Source organism: Actinomyces radicidentis (genome assembly GCF_001553565.1).
Classification (GTDB): Bacteria; Actinomycetota; Actinomycetes; order Actinomycetales; family Actinomycetaceae; genus Actinomyces; species Actinomyces radicidentis.
Genome location: NZ_CP014228.1, coordinates 1,242,313 through 1,263,087, shown reverse-complemented (window position 1 = coordinate 1,263,087; position 20,775 = coordinate 1,242,313). Strand labels below are relative to the sequence as shown.

Genomic DNA, 20,775 nt, shown 5'->3' with positions numbered 1-20,775 from the left:
CGGGTCATGGGAAGCCGGGGAACGCGAGCCCCTCGACGACGAAGGCCCTGGGGCCGGGAGAGACAACCCGGCCCGAGGGCCCGTCCTCGTTCTCGGGACCCGTCAGCCGGAGACCTGCTCGCGCTTCGCCTCGACGGCGCCCTCGGCCTCCGCGGCCACGGCGTCGAGGTCCCGCCCGATGCCGGCGGCGGAGTACGCACCCACGAGCCCCTCGACGAGCGGCGCAGGCGAGAGCCGCACCCGCTCGGCGACCTCGGGCTCCAGCAGCTCGAGCGCCGTCTCCGCACTCATGATCCCCGAGCCCAGGTCCGCCAGCACGAGGACGCCGGAGCCGTCGTCGGCCCGCTCGATCGCCTCCATGACCGCGGTGGCGTCGGTACCGAGACCGCCGTCCTCGAGGCCCGCGGCCACCTCGACGCGCACGTCCATGCCGGGGACGAGCCCGGTGGCGAGCCCGACGGCCGCCTCCGCGAGCTCACGGGAGTGGGAGACGATGACGATCCCGGTCACGCGCGCACCCCGTTCCCGGCGACGACGTCAGCCAGCGCCCGAACGATGAGCGCGGTCGAGGCGGCACCGGGGTCCATATGCCCCTCGGAGCGCTCCGCCAGGTAGGAGGCCCGGCCCTTCGTGGCGCGCATGGGGACGGTCGCGTCACGGCCCGCCTCGGCGGCGTCGGCGGCCGCAGCCGTCGCGGCCTCGAGGGAGTCGCCGGCTCTGAGGGCCTCGAGGGCGGGGTACCAGGCGTCGAGCATGGTCTTCTCCCCCGCCTCGGACTTGCCGCGCTGGGCGATGCCGCCCACGCCCGCCTCGACGGCGGCCGCGAGCGCGGCGGCGTCAAGGGACTCCGCGCCCTTGGATGCCGTCGCGGCGCGCAGGAAGAAGGTGCCGTACAGCGGCCCTGAGGCCCCGCCGACCTTCGAGATGAGGGTGGTGGCGACCTTCTTGAGGACGTCGGAGGGCGTGGCGAGGCCGTCGCCCTCCGAGGCGGCGTCGAGGGCCTCGACGGCGGCCGCGAAGCCGCGCTTCATGTTGGCGCCGTGGTCGGCGTCGCCGATGGCTGCGTCGAGCCCGGTGAGCTCCTCGGCGTGCTCGGCGACGGCGGCGGAGGCGGTGCGGGCCCAGGCGGCGACGTCGTCGGCGGTGAGGGCGGTGAGCACGTCAGTCATGGGCCCGCCTCACTTCCCCGAGCGCAGGCCGGGGGTGAGGACGGGGGCGTCCCAGTACCGGAGGATCTCCTCGTCGGCGCGGACGAGGGTGAGGGAGCAGCCGGCCATGTCGAGGCTGGTGATGTAGTCGCCGACGAGGCTGCGCTCGACGGTGACGCCGGCGTCCTCGAGGAGGGCGGCGACCTCCTTGTACATGACGTAGAGCTCGATGAGCGGGGTGCCGCCCATGCCGTTGAGGAAGGCGATGACGCCCGTGCCGTCCCCCTCGGGGAGCTCGGCGAGGATCGGCTCGACGAGCTGGCGGGCGACGTCCGCGGCGTCGGTGACCTTCTCGCGGTGACGGCCGGGCTCGCCGTGGATGCCGATGCCGATCTCCATCTCGTCCTCGGGGAGGTCGAAGGAGGGCTTGCCGTTGGCGGGGACGGTGCAGGAGGTCAGGGCCATGCCCATGGAGCGGCCGTTGTCCGCGACGCGCTGGGCGATCTCGCGGACCTCCTCGAGGCTGCGGCCGTCCTCGGCGGCGGCCCCGGCGACCTTCTCGACGACGACGGTGACGCCGACTCCGCGGCGGCCGGCCGTGTAGAGGGAGTCCTCGACGGCGACGTCGTCCTGGGTGATGACGGTGGCGATCTCGGTGCCGTTCTCGGCCTCGACGAGCTCGGCGGCCATCTCGAAGTTCATGACGTCGCCGGTGTAGTTCTTGACGATGTGGAGGACGCCGGCGCCGCGGTCGACGGCGGCGGTGGCGGCCTGGATCTGGTCCGGGACGGGCGAGGTGAAGATGGCGCCGGCGCAGGCGGCGTCGAGCATGCCCTCGCCGACGAAGCCGCCGTGGAGGGGCTCGTGGCCGGAGCCGCCGCCGGAGACGATGGCGACCTTGCCCTGCTCCTTGGGGGTGGCCCGGTAGACGATGGCGTTCTCGTGGTCGACGGCGAGCAGGTCCGGGTGGGCGAGGGCCATGCCGGCCAGGGCGTCCGCGACGACGGTGTCCGCGGAGTTGATGAGCTTCTTCATGCAGGGACTCTAACCCAGCCCCACGACACGATCGAGAGCCCCGTCACAGCCCGCCTCCCGGGCGCACGGACGTGCGCGACCCACCCGACGAGGCGCACGAACGACCGCCCGGCGTGCGGCACTCTTGGACCATGCGCTTCTCCGCCCGCCGCCTCGTCGCGATCCTCCCCCTGACCGTCCTGGCCCTGGCCGGGTGCACCGGGCGCGCGACGAGCGAGGCGACCGCGACGCCGTCGCCGGCGGCCACCTCCGCCTTCCAGGTCGAGGTCGGCGAGTGCTTCAACGTGCCCGACGACGGCACGACGGAGTCGGTCACCCGCGTCGAGAAGGTCACCTGCTCCGAGCCCCACACCTTCGAGGCCTTCAAGTCCTCGAGGCTCACGACCTACGACTCCTTCCCCGGCACGAAGGCGATCAAGACCGAGGCGACGGGCGCCTGCACGGACGCCTTCCAGGAGTTCACGGGGGACACGCCTCGCGCCTCGATCTTCCAGCTCAAGTGGTTCGTGCCCGATGAGGAGAGCTGGCTCCGGGGCGACCGCGAGGTCCTCTGCCTCGTCACGCCTGACGAGGACGTGCAGACGACGGGCTCGGCGGCCTCAGGTGGCGGCACAGTCGTGACGCCGAGCCCGACGGCGTCGTGACGGCGCCCGTCAAGCCCCTCTGACCTGCGCGAACACGCGCTTCGTCACGCTTTCGAGACCCTATGGGGACCTCACCCCATCGTATGAGTGCGAATCCTTTGAGAGTCTCTTCACATGCGAACCACGACCCGAGCCCTCGCCCTTCCCACCGCCCTGATCCTCGCCGTCGGCATCGCCGCCTGCGGGTCCGACGACTCCAACGGATCCACCGGCACGGCGGCCCCCCAGACCACCGCCGCCTCCGACACCTCCTCCTCCGACTCCGGCCTCGGCAGCGTCTCCGACGACTCCTCCTCCAGCGCCCCCTCCTCCGCCTCCGCGGCCGCGACCGAGGCCGACGCCGAGACCAAGTCCGCCCAGGACCTCGAGGTCGGCGACTGCTTCACCGACATGGGCACCGAGACCGACGACGACGGCGCGACCGTCAACACCGTCGACGTCGTCGACTGCTCCGCCCCGCACCTCTACGAGGTCTACAAGAACGGCGACATCGAGGCCGACTCCTTCCCGACCGGCGACGCCATGGACGAGAAGACCGCCGACGTCTGCTACGACGCCTACGCCGACTACGTCGGCACGAGCCTCGACGAGTCCTCGCTCACCGCCACGGCCCTGACCCCGACCTCCTCGTCCTGGACTCTCGGCGACCGCACCGTCTCCTGCGTCATCACGAGCCAGGACGGCTCCGACCTCACGAGCTCCGCGAAGGGCTCCAAGGCCTGACGCCCCCGTCCCGGCACGGACGAGCACGGCGGCCCGGTCACCTCCGTGGTGACCGGGCCGCCGTGCTGCGCGGTGAGGATCCGTGAGTCGAGTCGGACGGACCGGGCGCAGCGCACCGAGCCCCTGCCCCCCGCCGCCGATCTCGAGGTCAGGATGTCCCGATCTCAGCGCGATGATCCGCCGAGCTCGGAGACGGGGACCGTCGCGGGCTCCGCGGCGACGTCGGGGGACTGCGGCGTGCCGTCCGGCACGGGACCGAGGTCGGCGAGGAGCTCGGCCATCGAGCGGCCGTCGGCCACGCCGTCGAGGGCGGCCGCGTCGTCGCCGGCGAGGACCTGCTCGAGGGCCTCGGCCCGCTCCTGCGCGTCCATCTCCGGCTGCTGCTCGCGCATCATGAAGGCCGTGGAGATCATGAGCTTGATGCGGTTGAGCTGGTTGACCTCGCTGGCGCCCGGGTCGTAGTCGATGCCGACGATGTTGGCCTGGGGGAACTGGCGGCGGATCTCTCGGAACATGCCCTTGCCGACGACGTGGTTGGGCAGGCAGGCGAAGGGCTGGCAGCACACGATGTTCGGCACGCCGTTCTCGATGAGGTCGACCATCTCGCCGGTGAGGAGCCAGCCCTCGCCGGCCTGATTGCCGAGCGAGAGGACCTTCTGAGCCTTCTCGGCGAGCTCGGTGATGGGGCACTCGACGTCGAACTTGCCGTGCGTGGCCGCGAGCGCGGCGGAGGCCGGGGCCTGCATCTGCTCGAGGAACCAGACGCCCATCTTCTTCTGACGCACCGTGTCCTCGCCGACGCCGTAGGTGTCGGCCTTCCACTGCGCCGTCGTCATGCCGTTGAGGAGGAAGCCGAGCAGGCCGGGGACGACGGCCTCGCAGCCCTCGGCCTCGATCTGGTCGACGACGTGGTTGTTGGCGTCCGGCTGGAACTTCACGAGGATCTCGCCGACGACGCCGACGCGCGGCTTGCGGGGCTCGTCGGTGAGCGGCAGCTCGTCGAACTCGCGGACGAGCTCGCGCAGGAGGCGGCGGTAGCCGAGGCGCCCGCCCCAGGTGGCCGAGCGGCCCTTGTGCTCCATCCACTCGCCGGTGATGGTGTGCCAGCGGGTCATGAGGGCGTTGGCGCTGCCGGGCTCGAGCTCGTAGGGGCGCGTGCGCAGGAGGCAGGTCATGAGCGTGTCGCCGATGACGAGGCCCTGGACGGCCTTGAGCGCCATGGTCGGGGTCAGCTTGAAGCCGGGGTTCTCCTCGATGCCCTGGAGCGAGACGGCGAGGACGGGGACCTGCGGGTAGCCGGCCTCGCGCAGTCCCTTGCGGAGCATGGCGGCGTAGTTGGTGGCGCGGCACATGCCGCCGGTCTGGGAGATGGCGACGACGCACGTGTCGGGGTCGTGGCTGCCGTCCTCGAAGGCGCCGATGAGCTGGCCGATGACCATGATCGCCGGGAAGCAGGCGTCGTTGTTGACGTAGCGCAGGCCGACCTCGAGGTCCTCGCGCGTGGCGGCCTCGAGGAGCTCGAGGTTGTAGCCGAGGCGCTTCATGAGCGGTGCGATGGGCTTGAAGTGGATCGGGGACATCTGCGGCAGGAGGATCGTGTACTCCTCGCGCATCTCCTCCGTGAAGGCCGGGGTCGTCGCGGCCGGGAGCGCGCGCCCGGGCCGGCGGCCGGGAAGGGCGATCCCGTCGGCGCCGTCGGAGTGGCCGCCGTTCTCGAGCGGCTCCTTCTTGGCGGCGGCGCCCCGGGCGCCCTCGGTGGTGTCGACGACGACCGTCGCGTCGCTGTCGGCCTCGTCCGCACCGTCGGCGGCGAGGGCCTCCTCGCGGCGACGACGGCGGGCCTCGCTCGCCGCGGCGAGCGAGCGCAGGCGGATGGTGGCGGCGCCGAGGTTGGAGACCTCGTCGATCTTGAGGGTCGTGTAGACGCCCCCGGCGCTCTCGAGGATCTCCTGGACCTGGTCCGTGGTGACGGCGTCGACGCCGCAGCCGAAGGAGTTGAGCTGGACGAGCTCGAGGTCGTCGGCCCGCGTGACGAGCTCGGCGGCCCGGTAGAGGCGTGAGTGGTAGGCCCACTGGTCGCGCACGCGAAGGTTCGGGGAGACCTCGGCGACGGCGACGCCGGCCTCGGGGCTGGGCAGGCCCTCGGCGATGACGTCGGACCAGTCGGCGGGGGCCTGCGGGTCCTCGCCCTTCCCGGTGACGGCGCCGGCGACGGCGTCGGCCGCGGTGGCGACGCCCCGCCTGATCCTCGCGACCGTGCGGGACAGGGCCCCGCCGGCGACCTTCCGCTCGGCGCCGTCGGCGGCCTCGTCGAGGCCGACCGGCTCGGGGAGGATCGAGTCCTCGGAGAGGACGGCCATGCCGAGGGTGTTGATGACGTCGGGGATGCCGTGGTTGATCTCGGGGTCGATGTGGTACGGGCGGCCCGCGAGGACGATGCCCTTGCGGTTGTTCGCCCGCATCCACTCCAGGGTGCGGCGGCCCTCGGCGCGGACGTCGGCCTTGAAGGCGGCGTCCTCGGCGAAGCCGGCGGCGACGGCCTTGCGGGCCTCGGGGAGGGTGACGTCCCAGTCGGCGAGGACCTCGACGAGGCGCTCGGCGAGCTTGGCCGGGTTACCGAGGTTGAGGAAGGGCGCGAGCATGCGGACCTGCCCGTCGCGGACGGCCTCGACGTTGTTGCGGATGACCTCGGGGTAGGTGGCGACGATCGGGCAGTTGTAGTGGTCGTCGGCCCCCTCGACGAGGCTGCGCTCGTAGAAGACGCAGGGGAACCAGATGGTCTGGACGCCCTTCTCGATGAGCGACTGGATGTGCCCGTGGGAGAGCTTGGCGGGGTAGCAGGCGTTCTCCGAGGGGATGGAGTCCATGCCCTTCTCGAAGAGGTCGTGGTTGGAGCGGCCCGAGAGCATGACGCGGAAGCCGAGGCTGGTGAGCACGGTGAACCACAGCGGGTAGTTCTCGTACATGCCGAGCACGCGCGGGATGCCGATCTCGCCGCGGGTGTCCTGGCCCTTGCGCAGACGGCGGTAGGCGAAGGTGCGGCGGTACTTCCAGTCGTACAGGTTGGGCATGTCCGACTTGGTGGCGCAGCGCTCCTGGGTGGCGCCGCGGTCGCAGCGGTTGCCGGAGACGTGGCGCTGGCCGTCGTTGAAGGTCGTGATGGTGAGCTGGCAGTGGTTCTGGCACAGCCTGCAGACGTCGGTCTCGGTCTTGAGGGAGAAGCGGGAGAGCTCGGCGAGCGTCATGAGGCTGCCGGGAACGCCCTGGTAGGTCTGCTGGGCGGTGAGGGCCGCGCCGAAGCAGCCCATGAGGCCGGCGACGTCCGGGCGGACGACCTCGCGGCCGGTGAGGAGCTCGAAGGCCCGCAGGACGGCGTCGTTGAGGAAGGTGCCGCCCTGGACGCTGATGCGCTCGCCGAGCTGGGAGGCGTCGCGCAGCTTGATGACCTTGTACAGGGCGTTGCGGACGACGGAGTAGGACAGTCCGGCGCTGATCTCCCCCGGCGTGGCGGCCTCCTTCTGGGCCTGCTTGACCGAGGAGTTCATGAAGACGGTGCAGCGGCTGCCGAGGTCCACGGGGGCGTCGGCGGTGAGGGCGTCCTCGGCGAACTCGTGGATGGACTTGCCCATGGAGGCGGCGAAGGTCTGGAGGAAGGAGCCGCAGCCGGCGGAGCAGGCCTCGTTGACGCTGATGGAGTCGATGGCGCCGTTGCGGATGCGCAGGAACTTCATGTCCTGGCCGCCGATGTCGATGACACTCGTGACGCCGGGGTTGAGGTGGGCGGCGGCGCGGTAGTGGGCCATGGTCTCGACGACGCCCTCGTCGATGCGCAGGGCCGCCTTGACGATGCCCTCGCCGTAGCCGGTGACGCAGGAGCGGACGATGCGCACGTGCTCGGGCACCTCGAGATGGATGCGGCGCAGGATCTCGACGGCGGCGGTGACGGGGTCGCCCTCGTTGCCGGCGTAGTGCTCCCAGCAGATGTTGTCGTCCGCGTCGAGGACGACGGCCTTGATGGTGGTGGAGCCGGCGTCGATGCCGAGGAAGCAGTCGGCGTAGGTCCGGGAGTCCTCGGCGCCCGTGTCGTCCCAGCCGTCGGGGGCGGCCGGCCAGCCGGTGCGCGGGACGGTGGCCTGCGCGTGACGCTCGCGGAAGGCAGCGAGCTCGTCGTCGGAGGAGAAGAGGGGGCGCATGCGCTGGGACTCGAGGCCCGCCGTCGACCCGGTGGCGAGGCGGTGGGCGAAGACGCCGACCGGGGTCGGGGCGCCGGTGGCCATGAGGGCGGCGCCGACGGCGACGTAGAGCTGGGCGTCCTCGGGGCAGGTGAAGGAGTCGACCTGGTCCGCGAGGGTGCGCTCGAAGGCCTTGCGCAGCTCGGGGAGGAAATGGAGCGGGCCGCCGAGGAACATGACGTGGCCCTTGATGGGGCGCCCGCAGGCGAGGCCCGCGATGGTCTGGCTGACGACGGCCTGGAGGACGGAGGCGGCGAGGTCCTCGGACTCTGCGCCCTGGTTGATGAGCGGCTGGAGGTCGGACTTGGCGAAGACGCCGCAGCGCGAGGCGATCGGGTAGAGCGTCTGGTAGCGGCTTGCGAGGTCGTTGAGGCCGGAGGCGTCGGTGTGGAGGAGCTGCGCCATCTGGTCGATGAAGGCGCCGGTGCCGCCCGCGCAGGTGCCGTTCATGCGCTGCTCGGGGGTGGGGTGGAGGTAGGTGATCTTGGCGTCCTCGCCGCCGAGCTCGATGATGACGTCGGCGTCGGGGTTCTTCGCCTGGACGGTCTGGGTCTCGGCGATGACCTCCTGGACGAAGGGCAGGTCCATGACCTCGGCGAGGGAGAGGCCGGCGGAGCCGGTGACGGCGCCGCGCACGGGCACGCCGGGGAACTTCTCGGCGACCTCGCCCAGCAGACGGGTGACCTCGCCGCGGATGTCGGCGTTGTGGCGGCGGTACTCGACGAAGACGGGCTCGGGGAAGGGCTCGCCCTCGCCCCTCTCGGGCAGGAGGACGATCTTGACGGTGGTGGAGCCGATGTCGAGGCCCATGCGCAGGGGTGCGGCGTCGGGGTCGACGACGACGGAGGCGCTCGCGGCGGCGCGCGCGGCCCGGGCGGCCTCGCGCTGGGAGGGCATGGAGGGCATACCGAGGGGGACGGCGAGGAGGGACGGAGTCGTGGCTGGGGCGGGCACGGCGCCAGACGCAGAGGGGGCGGGCACGGCGCCAGACGCAGAGGGGGCGGGCACGGCGCCAGACGCAGAGGGGGCGGGCACGGCGCCGGAAGCGGTGCCGGGCGCAGCGGGCACAGGGGACGTCGGGGACTGGGCGGACCGGGTGTCGCTCATCGTTCAACCTCTCGACCCCGGCGATCGCGGTCGGTACTCCTCCGGGGTCGCTGCGGACGCTAACGGCAGGCTCCTCGGACCTTCAACGGTGTTGAAATAGCCGCGATCCAGGACCTCAGTCCCAGAGGTTTTGTCCTGCGATACCAGGGGAAACCTCGGCAGCACCCACGCCGGTCCGCCACCTGACTGAACGGCGTTGAATATTGCGCCCATCGACTTTCGCAATCACGCCGTGCCGGGCCGGGCCGCCCATCCCCCGACGAACCGGGCCGGCACCCCCTGCCGCGGGGCCCGTCCGGCAGGGTTCCGGGCCGCGCGCGGGGACGCCCTCAGCACTACCCCCGCCGCCCACCACGTCGGACCCGGGACGCGTCATCGGCCCGGCCTAGCCTCGAGGCATGACGAGCACGGACCACGCCACGACCGAGGACGCGCACCGGCGTCGGGGCCCCCGCCCCGGTCGCGCGCACCACGGCGACGACGACTCGCTCAGCCCCACCCAGGAGGCCATCCTCGGGGCCGCCCGGTCCTCCTTCCTCGCGCAGGGCTTCGCGCGCACGACGATCCGCGGCGTCGCCCGGGCGGCCGGTGTCGACCCCGCCCTCGTCTCCTACTACTTCGGTTCCAAGGGCGACCTCTTCGGCGCCTCCATGAACCTCCGCATCCGCGCCAGCGAGGAGATCTCCCACCTCCTCGAGGGCGACCTGCGCACCGCCGGCCCGCGCCTCGTGCACCTGTCGATGACGGCGTGGGACGACTCCGCGGGCGGCGCCACCTTCCGCGCGCTCCTGCGCTGGATCGCCACCGACGACGGCGCCCCGGAGGCCATCCAGGACTACGCGACCCAGCAGCTCGCCGAGCCCATCGCCGCCGCCCTCGGCCAACAGACCGGCATGACGGCGGAGGTGGCCCGCGAGCGCGCCACCCTGGCGGGCTCCCAGCTCGTCGGCCTGGCGATGGTCCGCTACGTCTTCCGGCTCGAGCCCATTGCCTCGGCGAGCATCGACCGTCTCGTCGAGACCGTCGGCCCCACCATCCAGCACTACCTCACGGGCCCCCTCACCCAGCACCGCTGAGAGGCGGGCGCCCGGGACCGGGCCGAGACGCCCCGCGGGCGCGTCGGACCCGCCCGCTACCATGTCAGCGTGATCTTCAAGGCCGTCGGCGAGTCCGCCCCGTACCCCGAGCACGGGGTCGTGGACCAGCGCGCCTGGTCGGCCGTCGCACCTCGGCAGGTGCGGCTCAACCAGCTCACGACGACGCGAGCCGTCCTCGACCTGCGCAACCTCCTCGACGACGACTCCACCTTCTACGGGGACCTCTTCGCCCACGTCGTGCTGTGGCGCGGCGAGCTCTACCTCGAGACCGGGCTGCACCGCGCGCTGCGCTCGGCCCTCCAGGGCCGCACCTCCATCCACGCCCGCGTCCTCGAGCTCGACGACGACGGCCGCGCCCTCCTCGCGCCGCCGCCTCCCCCGCCGGCCCCCTGAGCTCCCGTCGGCGGCGCCGACCGGCGCCGCACGGCCCCGTTCCTGCTGCCGCGATCGGGCGCCGGCGCCGCGGGCCGAGCGGTCCAGCGAGCCGCTCCGGACGCCCCGGCCTCAGCGCCGCAGGGGCCGTCGTCCACTAACCTGGGCGGGTGACCTCCCCCGCAGACTCCCGCGACGAGTACCGCCGTCGGCTCCAGCACCGCCAGACGACGGTCATCGGCGGCATCCTCGCCGTCATGGCCATCCTGACGATCGTGTGCCTCGCGATCTGGACCGGTATGGTGCCCGCGCCCTACGAGCCCGGCTTCGCGACGGCCGCCCCCACGGCCACGGTCGAGCCGCAGGTCTGCCCGCCCACGGACGCGAAGACCGTCGAGCTGTCCAGCGTCAAGGCGAACGTCTACAACGGCACGGACACCACGGGCCTCGCGGGCGGCGTCGCCGGTGTCCTCTCCGACGCGGGCGTCCAGGTCACCGCGACCGCCGACTGGCCCAAGGGCTCCTACGACGGCGACGTCCTCATCGCCACCTCCCAGGCGGGCCTCGTCAACGCCTACACGCTCGCCCAGCTCTTCACGGGCACCGTCCGCGTCCAGCTCGACAGCTCGGTGGACGCCGGCGACGCCACCGTGAGCGTCGTCCTGGGCGGCTCCTACAAGCAGGGCATCCTCGCCGAGGACGAGATCGCCAAGCTCAAGGCCGGCACGGCCATCAAGTCCCCGGTCGGCTGCGTCGCCGCCACGGCGAGCGCCACCGCTAAGTGACCCGCTGAGCCCGGCCCCTCCGGTCGTCCCCGTGGTCGACCGTCTATGCCTTCCTCGACCGTCTGATTTCCAGAGATCAGGCGGTCGAGCGGCGCATTGACGGTCGACCAGCGCCGAGCGGGGTTCGCTCAGCCCTCCTGGGAGCGGCGGGCGCGACGCGAGTAGGCCGGCCCCTCGAGCTCGGTGCCCGCAGGCGCCGACGCCGGGGAGGCCTCCTCGAGGTTCGTGCCGCGCACGCGGGAGATCCAGCGCATCGCGTGGTAGATCGCGATCGCGGCGACGGAGCCCAGCGCGATGCCGGTGAAGGTCATCTGGCCCCAGTGCCACGTGTAGTCGGCGATGGCGACGACCATGGCAACGGCGGCCGTGTTGAGGTTGACCGGGTCGGAGAAGTCGACGCGGTTCTGCACCCAGATGCGCACGCCGAGCATGCCGATCATGCCGTAGAGGATCGTGGCCGCGCCGCCGAGGACGCCCGCGGGGATCGTCGCGATGACCTCCCCGAACTTCGGCAGCATCGACAGGATGAGCGCGGTGACGGCGGCGACGACGTAGGCGGCCGTCGAGTAGACGCGGGTCGCGGCCATGACGCCGATGTTCTCCGCGTAGGTGGTCGTGCCCGACCCGCCGCCCGCGCCGGCGAGCATGGTGGACAGGCCGTCGGAGAAGAGGGCCCGGCCGGTGACGTCGTCGAGGTTCTCGCCGGTCATCGCGGAGACGGACTTGACGTGCCCGATGTTCTCGGCGACGAGCACGAGGACCACCGGCACGAAGAGGCCGAGCAGGCTCACGTCGAAGGCCGGGGCGCGGAAGGCGGGGGCGCCGACCCAGGCGGCGTGGCTGATCGCGGAGAAGTCGACCTCGCCGCGCACGCAGGCGGTGGCGTAGCCGATGAGGACGCCGATGAGGATCGCGAGACGCCCGATGATGCCCTTGAACAGGACCGTGATGAGCAGGATCGAGATGATCGTGACGAGGGCCGTCACGGGCGCGGACTTGACGTTGTTCCACGCCGAGGGCGCCAGGTTGAAGCCGATGAGCGAGACGATCGCGCCGGTGACGATGGGCGGCATGAGGCGGTCGATCCAGCCCGCGCCGGCGAAGTGGACGATGACGCCGACGACGAGCAGCGAGGCGCCCGCGAAGATGACGCCGCCCTGCGCGAGCGAGGCCAGGTGCGGGTCGATGGCCGTGCCGCCGCCGGCGACGTAGCCGGTGACCGCGCCGATGGGGGCGATGAGGGCGAAGGAGCTGCCGAGGTAGGAGGGCAGGCGGCCCGCGGTGATGGCGATGAAGAGGAGCGTGCCCAGGCCCGTGAAGAAGAGGGTCGTGGAGGGCTCGAAGCCGGTGAGCAGCGGGACGAGGAAGGTCGCGCCGAACATGGCGACGACGTGCTGGACGCCGATGCCGATGGTGCGGGGCCAGGTGAGGCGCTCGCCGGGGGTGACGACCTCACCGGGGGCGATCGACTTCCCGTCGCCGTGGAGGCGCCAGCCGCGGAGGCGTGCGGGAGAGGTGGAGGGCACAGGTGCTCCTGTCGGGGAGGGGGGCGCCGACGGCGTCGGGCGGTCTGATCGACCGGTGCACCGACGCGGTGGCGCGGCAGGACCCGGCGGCCCTGCCGGGATCCCAGTGTAAGACGAGCGTATTTCGATCATCCGCCGGGACGATGCGGCACCGGCCACTCCCGGGCAGGATCGGGCAGCATGAGCCCCATGAGCACGACGAGCGGACGGCCCCGCGAGGGCAGCGGCACCCCGGAGCCCTTCCCGGGCACCGAGAGCCTCGACCCCTCGCTCGTCTTCGGGCGCCCCGGCTACAACGCGCCCGTCCCGCGGACGGACCCGGTCGCCGCCGTCGCACTCGTCACAGCCCTGCTCTCCTTCATCCCGGGTGTCGGGGTGATCGCGGCCGGAACCGGCGCGTGGGCGCTGCGGCGGCTGCGGCGCTCGTGGGACACGGGACTGACGCAGGCGTGGACGGGCGTCGTCGTCGGGAGCGCGGCGACCGCCGCCTGGCTGTGGGCCTGGTGGCTCATCAGCTACGCGACCCGCTGAGACGCCGACGGTGGCGGTGCCGTCGACGGCGGTACCCGCGCGCCCGGGCGGCGTCCGTCGTCGGGCGGGATCCCGGACCGATCCCCGGTCGATGGCACCCGCGCGACGCGGCCGCGCCGTAAGGTGACGCCGTGAAGCCCTTCATCATGGTGTCGACCCGGCCCGAGATCGAGGCCGCGGAGAACGAGTACGAGTCCTTCCGCGCCCACGGCGGGCTGGAGCCCGAGCAGCTGACGCACGTCATGCTGGAGGAGGTCGACCTCGCGGACGCCTTCGACCCGCAGGCCGTCTCCGGCGTCATCATCGGCGGCAGCCCGTACAACGCCTCCACGCCCTTCGACGCCAAGACCCGCACCCAGGTGAGGGTCGAGGAGGAGGTCGGCGAGCTGCTCGCCACGGCCCTCAAGGACGGGGTGCCCGTCCTCGCGACCGGCTTCGGCCTCGAGGTCCTCGCGAACCACCTCGGCACGGCCACCTCGACCGACTTCGGCGAGGACCTCGGCGCGGCGGACCTCTTCGTCACCGAGGAGGGCCGCAGGGACCCGGTCCTGGCCGGGCTCCCCGAGACCTTCACGGTCTTCGTCGGGCACCATGAGGGCGCCGTCGCCGTCCCCGAGCACTCCGTGCTCCTCGCGAGCTCCCCGGACTGCCCCGTGCAGATGCTCCGCGTCGGCGAGCGCCTCTACGGCACGCAGTTCAACCCCGAGCTCGACGCCGACCACGTCACCCAGCGCATCTCCGCCTACCTCGACGCCGGCTACGGCGACCCCGGCCAGCTCGAGCTCGTGCTCAGCGAGGCGCGCCTGAGCGGCGGGAACGTCGCCGGGCGGATCGTCCGCAACTTCGTCGAGCGCTTCGCCCAGGACTGAGGCGGCGGACGCAGGCGATGGAGCTCGACGACGCCGTCGAGGCGGTCCGGGAGGTCATGGCGGTGCGGCGCACGCTCGCCGTCACCGGCGCCGGGATCTCGACGGACTCCGGCATCCCCGACTACCGCGGCACCGGCTCGACTCCGACCGAGCCGGTCGACCTGGAGCGCTTCGTCTCCGACCCGCTCTGGTACCGGTGGGTGTGGGCCCGCAACCACGCGACCTGGCGCCTGCTCGAGGGCCTGGCGCCGACGCCCGGGCACCGCGCGCTCGCGCGCCTCGAGGACGCCGGGCTCGTCACCGGCGTCGCCACGCAGAACGTCGACCGTCTCCACTCGCTCGCCGGGCAGCGGACGGTGTGGGAGCTGCACGGCGCCTACGACCGCGTCGTCTGTCTCGAGTGCGAGCGCGTCGTCCCGCGCGCGGAGGTCGACGAGCGCCTGCGCGCCGCCAACCCCGGCTACCCCGTCGAGACGGACCCGCGGAAGGTCGCGATCACCCCGGAGGCCGACCGCGCCGCGGCGGAGTCCTGCGTCTTCGAGCCGCCCGCGTGCGAGTCCTGCGGCGGGATGCTCAAGCCGGACATCGTCTTCTTCGGCGAGTCCCTGCCGCCCGCGATGGACGGCGCCATGGAGGCCGCGGAGGACTGCGACGTCGTCCTCGTGGCCGGGACGAGCCTCGCGGTGCTCACCGGGCTGTGGGTGGTGCGCCAGGCGATGGCGCGCGGCGCGCAGCTCGTCGTCGTCAACCGCGGTCGCACCGCCGTCGACGGGATCGCGGACGTGCGCGTCGAGGGCGGCACGAGCGAGGTCCTCGGCCCCGTCGCCGACGCCCTGCTGGGCTGAGCCCCCGCGCGTCCCACCCGCACCCCCTTCGCTGAGCCCGGTCGTCCACGACTCCGCGAGATCGGGACGTCCTGACCACGAGATCGGGCGATCCTCCCCGGGGCTGGGGAGAACCGCCCGAGCTCAGCGGGCCGACTGACCGAACTCAGCGCGAGGATGGGTCTCAGTCGAGGTCCGCGTACTCCTCGGGGACGTCGTGGACGGCCTCGGCGATCGGCGTCGAGCCGTCCTTGAAGGGGATGACGCGGTGGATCGTGGCGTCGTCGGCGAGGACGGCCGCGATGACCTGGGCGACGTTGGCGCGCGACGTCGGGGCGCCGGCGGTGCCGACCTCGCGGGTCACCTCGATCTCGCCGGAGGGCTCGTCCAGGGTGAGGGTGCCCGGGCCGACGATCGTCCAGTCCAGGTCCGTGCCCACGAGGTGCTTGTCGGCGTCGAGCTTGGCCATCGCGTAGTTGTACAGGCCGTTGTCCTCGGGGACGGGCTTGTCGCCGTAGGAGCCGGCCCAGGAGACCATGACGTAGCGCTTGACCCCGGCGTCGGCGGCCGCGGCCATGGAGCGGATCGCCGCCTGGCGGTCGACGGCGTCGGTGCGGTCCGGGCCGCCCTTGCCACCCGCACCGGCGGACCAGACGACGGCGTCGGCGCCCATGAGCGCGGCCGTGATGTCCTGCTGGGTGGCGTCCTCGACGGAGACGACAAGGGGCTCGGCGCCGACGGCGGCGATATCGGGGGCCTGGTCGGCGTCGCGGATGAGGGAGACGACCGTGTGGCCGGCGTCGCGGAGGATCGGGGCGAGCAGGAGCGCGACCTTGCCGTGGCCGCCGATGATGACGATGCGGGACATGAGGGACCCTCCCGGTTGCTTGTGCGTCCGTCAGGGCAACGGGCCGGCGCCGCCGGGCATTCCCGTGGCCGACGTCGGCCTGCGCCCGCGCTCAGTCGCGCCCGTAGATCCCGGCGAAGTTGCGCAGCACCGCCCAGGACTGGGAGACGTCCTGCGCGCGCGTCCACGCCTGCACCTGCGGCAGCTCCTCCGGCGAGAAGTAGCCGTGATCCGCGTAGAAGGCCTGACGGTGGGCGAAGGCCTCGCCGTCGAGCTCGGGGTGGAACTGCGTCGCGTAGAGGTTCCGCTTGATGCGCAGCATCTGGACCGGGCAGTCCTTGGAGGAGGCGAGGATGACGGCGTGCGGCGGCGGGACGCTGATGGCGTCGTTGTGAGCGACGAAGGCGCGGAAGGGCGAGGACATGCCCTCGCACAGCGGGTCGGCGCGCCCCTCCGGGGTCAGCGTGATCTCGGGGGCGTCGACCTCCTCGGCGTAGAGGTCGTCGATGGTGGCGCCCTGGTGGCGGGCGAGGGTGCCGATGCCGTAGCAGGCGCCGAGGAAGGGGAAGTCCTCGGCGACGACGCGGTCGAGCAGGGCGTTGAACTCCGCCTCGACGCGGAGCTGCACGTCCGACTTCTCGTGCTGCGGGGTGGTCGTGTTGAAGGGGGAGCCGCCCACCATGATCCCGGACCAGTCGTCGAGGTCGATCTCCGGCATGGGCTCGGCCTCGAGGCGGTGGCGGACGAGGTCGCGCTCGTCGAGGCCGGTGCGCAGGAGGAAGGCCTCGTACTCGGCGTCGGCGGGGCCGTCGTCGTCGCGCGTGGCCAGGAGGAGGAAGGGCTTCATGACGGGGAGCCTATCGGCGGGCGGCGGCGGGGCGCGCGCGGTCCGGTGGGCGGGCGGTCGCGCGACGCCGCGGTGGTCGGCGGTCCGGGCCGACGGCGGCGCCCGCCGTCACATGCGGCGGTCGATGACCGCGTGCGAGCCGTAGAGGACGATCACGAGGACGAAGGACAGGATCGCGAGCGGCGCCTGGGCGGGCGCACCGAGGACGATCGCGACCTCGCCAAGGAGCACCCCCGCGAAGGCGGCCATGCCCGTGGCCTGCCAGGCGCGCAGCCAGACGGCCTTGTCGCGCTCGTCGATCTCGCCGGTCATCATCCGAGGGAGCGCGCCGTCGCGCCCACGCAGGCCGAGCAAAAGGACGACCCCGAAGGCGAGGGTCATGACGCCGGCGCCGGCGGCGACGCCGACGAGGAAGTCGTGCTGCTCCGAGGACACGGGGAGCGTCAGCGCGGCCGCCCAGCAGGTGACGGCCAGGAGGGCGCAGCAGACGAGGGCGCGCCACCGGCCGCGCCGCTTGCGGGCGCGATTCGCAGCGACCTGGGTGGAGTCGGCGTCGGCGGAGGTGCCGGCGGCGGTGTTCAGGGTGTCAGGCATGGAAGATCTCCTCGACGGGGCGCTCGAAGAAGCGCGCGATGGCGATGGCGAGGGGGAGGGAGGGGTCGTACTTCCCCTTCTCGATGGAGTTGACGCTCTGGCGGGAGACGCCGAGCGCCTCGCCGAGCTGCGCCTGCGTGAGCCCCTTGGCCTCGCGCAGGGTGCGGACGTCGTTGTCCATCAGCGGTCCTGGTTGGTGGCGGCGCGCTTGAGGGCGATGACGCGGCCGTCGTCGACGCTGGCGGCGACGATGAAGCCGAGGGCGGGGACGAGGAGGAGCGCGGCGACGACGGTGTGGGCGTGGCCGAGCGGCGCCGTGAGCGGGCCAGCGGCGACGAGGACGACGAGGAGGCTCAGCGCCATCCCGATGGAGCGGAGCCCGGCGGCGCGGACGGTGAGGCGGCGTGAGGAGCACATGGGAGACCTCGATCCTTGAGGTGCGGGCCCAATGTCAGGCTCGCTTGACATGTCCAGTGTGCTTGACCGCGCGGGAGTGTCAAGTGTTTTTGTCATCACGCTCCGAGGGATGGCCAGTTCTCGCAACTTCAAGGCGCCTCCTGTCACAGGCCGGGCAGGAAACCGCGGACTTCCACCATCCGGGTGCAGCACCTCGACCAGAATGCGCGAGAACCGACCACGAGCCTCACCCACAGCCGATGGACGCCACCGCCGACCGAACCCGGTGCGCAGATGTCCCGATCTCGCGGTCAGGATGTCCCGATCTCGGCGGAGGGGAGGCACGGACCCGGCCGGGGCAGAATGCCGCCATGAGCCCCGAGCAGCCCACGGACCGCAGCGACCCGGTCGCCGCCCTGCTCACCGCTCCCCCGAACCTGCCCGTCGTCGCGGGCCTGCCCGGGCTGCGCACGCTGCTCACCGGCGCCGGCTCCAGCGCCGTCGTCACCGCTCCGCCCGGCACGGGCAAGACGACCCTCGTCCCACCGCTCATCGCCGACGCCGTCTCCCCGGGCGGCGCCGCCGGCCGGGTCATCGTGACCCAGCCGCGCCGCGTGGCCGCCCGCGCCGCCGCCCGCCGCCTCGCCGAGCTCCTCGGTGAGCCGGTGGGCCGGACCGTCGGCTACGCCGTGCGCGGCGACCGCAAGGTCTCCGGCGCCACCCGCATCGAGGTCGTCACCGCCGGCCTCCTCCTTCGCCGCCTCCAGCACGACCCGGACCTCCCGGGCGTCGCCGCGGTCGTCCTCGACGAGGTCCACGAGCGCTCGCTGGACTCCGACCTCCTCCTCGCCCTCCTCGTCGACGCCCGGGCCCTGCGCAAGGACCTCGTCCTCGTCGCCATGTCCGCGACCCTCGACCTCGCCCGCCTTCCCGTCATGCTCGCGGGCCCCGACGGCGAGGCCGCGCCGGTCCTCGACGTCCCCTCACCCCTGCACCCCGTCGAGGAGGTCTGGGCGGAGCCGCCGTCGAGCGCCCCGCGCCTGGGCCCGCGCGGCGTCCCGCGGGAGTTCCTCGCACACGTCGCCGCCACCACCCAGCGGGCGCTAGCCGACTTCCCCGGGGACGCCCTCGTCTTCCTGCCGGGTGCCCGCGAGGTCGACGACGTCGTCGCCCGCCTCCGCTCGACCCTGCCCTCCTCCGGGGCGGGAGCCGTCGACGTCCTGCCCCTGCACGGACGCCTGTCCGCGAGCGCGCAGGACGCGGCGCTGCGACCGAGCGCGCCCGGCGGGCGCCGGGTCGTCGTCTCGACGAACGTCGCCGAGTCCTCCCTGACGGTGCCGGGCGTGCGGATCGTCGTCGACGGGACGCTGGCCCGCGAGCCGCGCCTCGACGTCGCCCGCGGCATCTCGGGGCTCGTGACGGTCGGCGAGTCGCGCTCGGCGGGGGTCCAGCGGGCCGGCCGCGCCGGGCGCGAGGGGCCGGGCGTCGTCCTGCGCTGCTGCTCGCCGGTGGACTGGGCGCGCGCCCCGCAGGCGCCGACGCCCGAGATCCTCTCCGCGGACCTCACCCGCACGGCCCTCGAGCTGGCCGTGTGGGGCACCCCCGACGGCGCCGGGCTGGCGTGGATCGACGACCCGCCCGCCCCGGCGATGGCGGTCGCACGGGAGACCCTGAACGGCCTGGGCCTGCTCGACGACGACGTGACGGCGCTGGGCCGGGCGGTCGGCGCGGTGCCCGCGGAGGTGCGCGAGGCCCGCGCCCTGCTCGCCGCAGCGGAGCGTATCGGGGCGCGGCGGGCCGCGGAGGCGACGGCGCTGCTCACCGCGGACCTGCGAGCCCCTGGCTCCGACCTCACGGCGCTCGCCCAGCAGGTCCGCGACGGCGGGGCGGCCTCGGGCGCGTGGCGGGCGGAGGCGCAGCGGCTCGAGCGGGCCGTCAAGGACCACGGACGGGGCGGCACCGGGATCGGACGCTCGAGCGGCGCGGACTCACCCAGCGCGGCACCCGGCCACGTGGTGCCCGCCCCCACCACCCTCGCCGACACCGTCGGGCTCGTCGCGGCGCTGGCCCACCCGGAGTGGATCGCCCGTCGACGCGGTCCCGCACCGACTCCCGGCGAGGAGGCGACCTACGCGACCGTCGGCGGCACCGGCCTGCACCTCCCCCGCGGAACGGCGCTCTCCTCCGCGGAGTGGCTCGCCGTCGCGGAGGTGGACCGCGCACCCGGGCGCTCCGACGCCCTCATCCGGGCCGCCGCGCCCGTCGACGAGGAGCTCGCGCTCGCCGTCGGCGCACCCTGGCTCGTCGAGGAGGAGCGCACCCGCTGGGAGGGCCGGCGCGTCCGCGCCGAGCGCGTGCGGGCGATCGGCGCCATCACGCTCACGGCCACGCCGATCAGCGCGCCGTCGCCGGAGACCATCGCGGCCGCCGTCGTCGACGCCTGCCGGAGGGACGGCCTGGACCTCCTCCCGTGGGACGGCGACGACCACCGCGCGCCCGGCGAGCTGCGCGCCCGCCTCGCGCTCCTCCATGACGCCCTCGGAGACCCTTGGCCGGCGATGGACGACGACGCGCTCTTGGCGCGCGCCGACGAGTGGCTCGCCCCCGCCGTCGAGGCCGCCGCCCACCGCTCCAAGCGCTTCGACCTGGCGCGGCTCGACCTGCTCTCCGCGCTGCGCGCACTGCTTCCGTGGCCGGAGGCGGGGCGCCTCGACGAGCTGGCGCCGGAGCGGGTCGAGGTGCCCTCGGGCTCGCACGTGCGCGTCGAGTACCTCGACGAGACGGGCGAGGGCTGGCGCCCGCTGGACCGGCCGGTGCTGGCGGTGCGCGTCCAGGAGTGCTTCGGCTGGGCGGACACGCCGCGCCTGGCCGACGGCCGCGTCCCCGTCCTCATCCACCTGCTCTCCCCGGCGCGGCGGCCCGTCGCGGTGACCGACGACCTGCGCTCCTTCTGGGCGGGGCCGTACCAGGACGTGCGCAAGGAGCTGCGCGGCCGGTACCCGAAGCACGCGTGGCCGGAGGACCCGTGGACGGCCCCGGCGATCCGCGGGACCAAGAAGCGCGGCTGAGGGGGAACCTGTCCACGAGGGCGCCTCAGGGACGGATCGCACCGCCGACCGCCGGGGCTGCAGACCCCTGACCTGCGACGATGGCCGGCGCCCACGGCTCAGGCGAGTTCTGAGGCGCCCTGGTGGACAG

The 20,775-nt window shown here is 73.3% G+C and carries 19 protein-coding genes; 9 read left to right on the top strand and 10 right to left on the bottom strand.

Annotation, left to right across the window (positions count from 1 at the left end; genetic code table 11):
* Positions 1-102: 102 nt before the first annotated feature.
* From dhaM to dhaK, 3 genes are read right to left on the bottom strand one after another with little or no spacing between them, the layout of a single operon-like run.
* Positions 103-510 (bottom strand): dihydroxyacetone kinase phosphoryl donor subunit DhaM, encoded by a 408-nt coding sequence (gene dhaM, locus AXF14_RS05305; RefSeq protein WP_067941449.1) that lies wholly within the window; start codon positions 508-510, stop codon positions 103-105.
* Positions 507-1,169, bottom strand: a complete 663-nt coding sequence (dhaL, locus tag AXF14_RS05300) for a dihydroxyacetone kinase subunit DhaL (RefSeq protein WP_067941447.1) — start codon at positions 1,167-1,169, stop codon at positions 507-509. The genes dhaM and dhaL overlap by 4 nt, the downstream gene beginning before the upstream one ends.
* 9 nt (positions 1,170-1,178) lie before the next feature.
* Positions 1,179-2,183, bottom strand: coding sequence for a dihydroxyacetone kinase subunit DhaK (gene dhaK, locus AXF14_RS05295; RefSeq protein ID WP_067941445.1), 1,005 nt, complete (start codon positions 2,181-2,183; stop codon positions 1,179-1,181).
* 131 nt (positions 2,184-2,314) lie between these two features.
* Between dhaK and AXF14_RS05290 the strand changes: the two genes are divergently transcribed.
* Together AXF14_RS05290 and AXF14_RS05285 are read left to right on the top strand one after the other, a co-directional pair.
* The gene (locus tag AXF14_RS05290) at positions 2,315-2,827 is read left to right on the top strand and encodes a septum formation family protein (protein ID WP_067941443.1); all 513 of its coding nucleotides are present in this window, start codon (positions 2,315-2,317) and stop codon (positions 2,825-2,827) included.
* Between the two features lie 114 nt (positions 2,828-2,941).
* Entirely contained in the window at positions 2,942-3,550 is a 609-nt protein-coding gene (locus AXF14_RS05285; protein WP_067941441.1) for a septum formation family protein, read from the top strand.
* A gap of 164 nt (positions 3,551-3,714) precedes the next feature.
* On the opposite strand, the gene AXF14_RS05280 is transcribed toward AXF14_RS05285, so the two are convergent.
* Complete coding sequence (locus AXF14_RS05280) at positions 3,715-8,592, bottom strand: acyl-CoA dehydratase activase-related protein (RefSeq protein WP_236756207.1); 4,878 nt, start codon at positions 8,590-8,592, stop codon at positions 3,715-3,717.
* A 695-nt stretch (positions 8,593-9,287) separates the two neighbouring features.
* On the opposite strand from AXF14_RS05280, the gene AXF14_RS13200 reads away from it, so the two are divergent.
* From AXF14_RS13200 to AXF14_RS05265, 3 genes are all read left to right on the top strand, one after another.
* Entirely contained in the window at positions 9,288-9,965 is a 678-nt protein-coding gene (locus tag AXF14_RS13200) for a TetR/AcrR family transcriptional regulator (protein WP_084355375.1), read from the top strand.
* A 69-nt stretch (positions 9,966-10,034) separates the two neighbouring features.
* Positions 10,035-10,379, top strand: a complete 345-nt coding sequence (locus AXF14_RS05270) for a transcriptional regulator (protein WP_067941439.1) — start codon at positions 10,035-10,037, stop codon at positions 10,377-10,379.
* Positions 10,380-10,528: 149 nt separating this feature from the next.
* Positions 10,529-11,143, top strand: a complete 615-nt coding sequence (locus tag AXF14_RS05265) for a LytR C-terminal domain-containing protein (protein WP_067941436.1) — start codon at positions 10,529-10,531, stop codon at positions 11,141-11,143.
* Positions 11,144-11,271: 128 nt separating this feature from the next.
* Here AXF14_RS05265 and AXF14_RS05260 read toward each other — a convergent pair whose 3' ends face one another.
* Positions 11,272-12,669: a uracil-xanthine permease family protein gene (locus tag AXF14_RS05260; protein ID WP_067941435.1), complete on the bottom strand. Its 1,398-nt coding sequence runs from the start codon at positions 12,667-12,669 to the stop codon at positions 11,272-11,274.
* A gap of 189 nt (positions 12,670-12,858) precedes the next feature.
* On the opposite strand from AXF14_RS05260, the gene AXF14_RS05255 reads away from it, so the two are divergent.
* The 3 genes from AXF14_RS05255 to AXF14_RS05245 all read left to right on the top strand — a co-directional run bounded on the left by AXF14_RS05255 (position 12,859) and on the right by AXF14_RS05245 (position 14,914).
* Positions 12,859-13,200: a DUF4190 domain-containing protein gene (locus tag AXF14_RS05255; RefSeq protein ID WP_067944050.1), complete on the top strand. Its 342-nt coding sequence runs from the start codon at positions 12,859-12,861 to the stop codon at positions 13,198-13,200.
* 131 nt (positions 13,201-13,331) lie between these two features.
* Positions 13,332-14,069 (top strand): glutamine amidotransferase-related protein, encoded by a 738-nt coding sequence (locus AXF14_RS05250; protein WP_067941433.1) that lies wholly within the window; start codon positions 13,332-13,334, stop codon positions 14,067-14,069.
* Positions 14,070-14,086: 17 nt separating this feature from the next.
* Positions 14,087-14,914: a Sir2 family NAD-dependent protein deacetylase gene (locus AXF14_RS05245; protein ID WP_067941431.1), complete on the top strand. Its 828-nt coding sequence runs from the start codon at positions 14,087-14,089 to the stop codon at positions 14,912-14,914.
* Between the two features lie 163 nt (positions 14,915-15,077).
* On the opposite strand, the gene AXF14_RS05240 is transcribed toward AXF14_RS05245, so the two are convergent.
* From AXF14_RS05240 to AXF14_RS05220, 5 genes are all read right to left on the bottom strand, one after another.
* Entirely contained in the window at positions 15,078-15,761 is a 684-nt protein-coding gene (locus tag AXF14_RS05240; RefSeq protein ID WP_067941429.1) for an SDR family oxidoreductase, read from the bottom strand.
* Positions 15,762-15,852: 91 nt separating this feature from the next.
* Positions 15,853-16,587 (bottom strand): glutamine amidotransferase, encoded by a 735-nt coding sequence (locus tag AXF14_RS05235; protein WP_067941427.1) that lies wholly within the window; start codon positions 16,585-16,587, stop codon positions 15,853-15,855.
* A gap of 108 nt (positions 16,588-16,695) precedes the next feature.
* Entirely contained in the window at positions 16,696-17,181 is a 486-nt protein-coding gene (locus tag AXF14_RS05230; RefSeq protein WP_067941424.1) for a hypothetical protein, read from the bottom strand.
* On the bottom strand, positions 17,174-17,362 hold the full coding sequence (locus tag AXF14_RS05225) for a helix-turn-helix transcriptional regulator (protein WP_067941423.1): 189 nt from the start codon (positions 17,360-17,362) through the stop codon (positions 17,174-17,176). Before AXF14_RS05225 ends, AXF14_RS05230 begins: the two co-directional genes overlap by 8 nt.
* Positions 17,362-17,598 carry a hypothetical protein gene (locus AXF14_RS05220; protein ID WP_067941421.1) on the bottom strand — a complete coding sequence of 79 codons (237 nt, stop codon included), beginning with the start codon at positions 17,596-17,598 and terminating at the stop codon, positions 17,362-17,364. Before AXF14_RS05220 ends, AXF14_RS05225 begins: the two co-directional genes overlap by 1 nt.
* A 350-nt stretch (positions 17,599-17,948) precedes the next feature.
* On the opposite strand from AXF14_RS05220, the gene hrpB reads away from it, so the two are divergent.
* Complete coding sequence (gene hrpB, locus AXF14_RS05215; protein ID WP_067941419.1) at positions 17,949-20,645, top strand: ATP-dependent helicase HrpB; 2,697 nt, start codon at positions 17,949-17,951, stop codon at positions 20,643-20,645.
* Positions 20,646-20,775 lie beyond the last annotated feature (130 nt).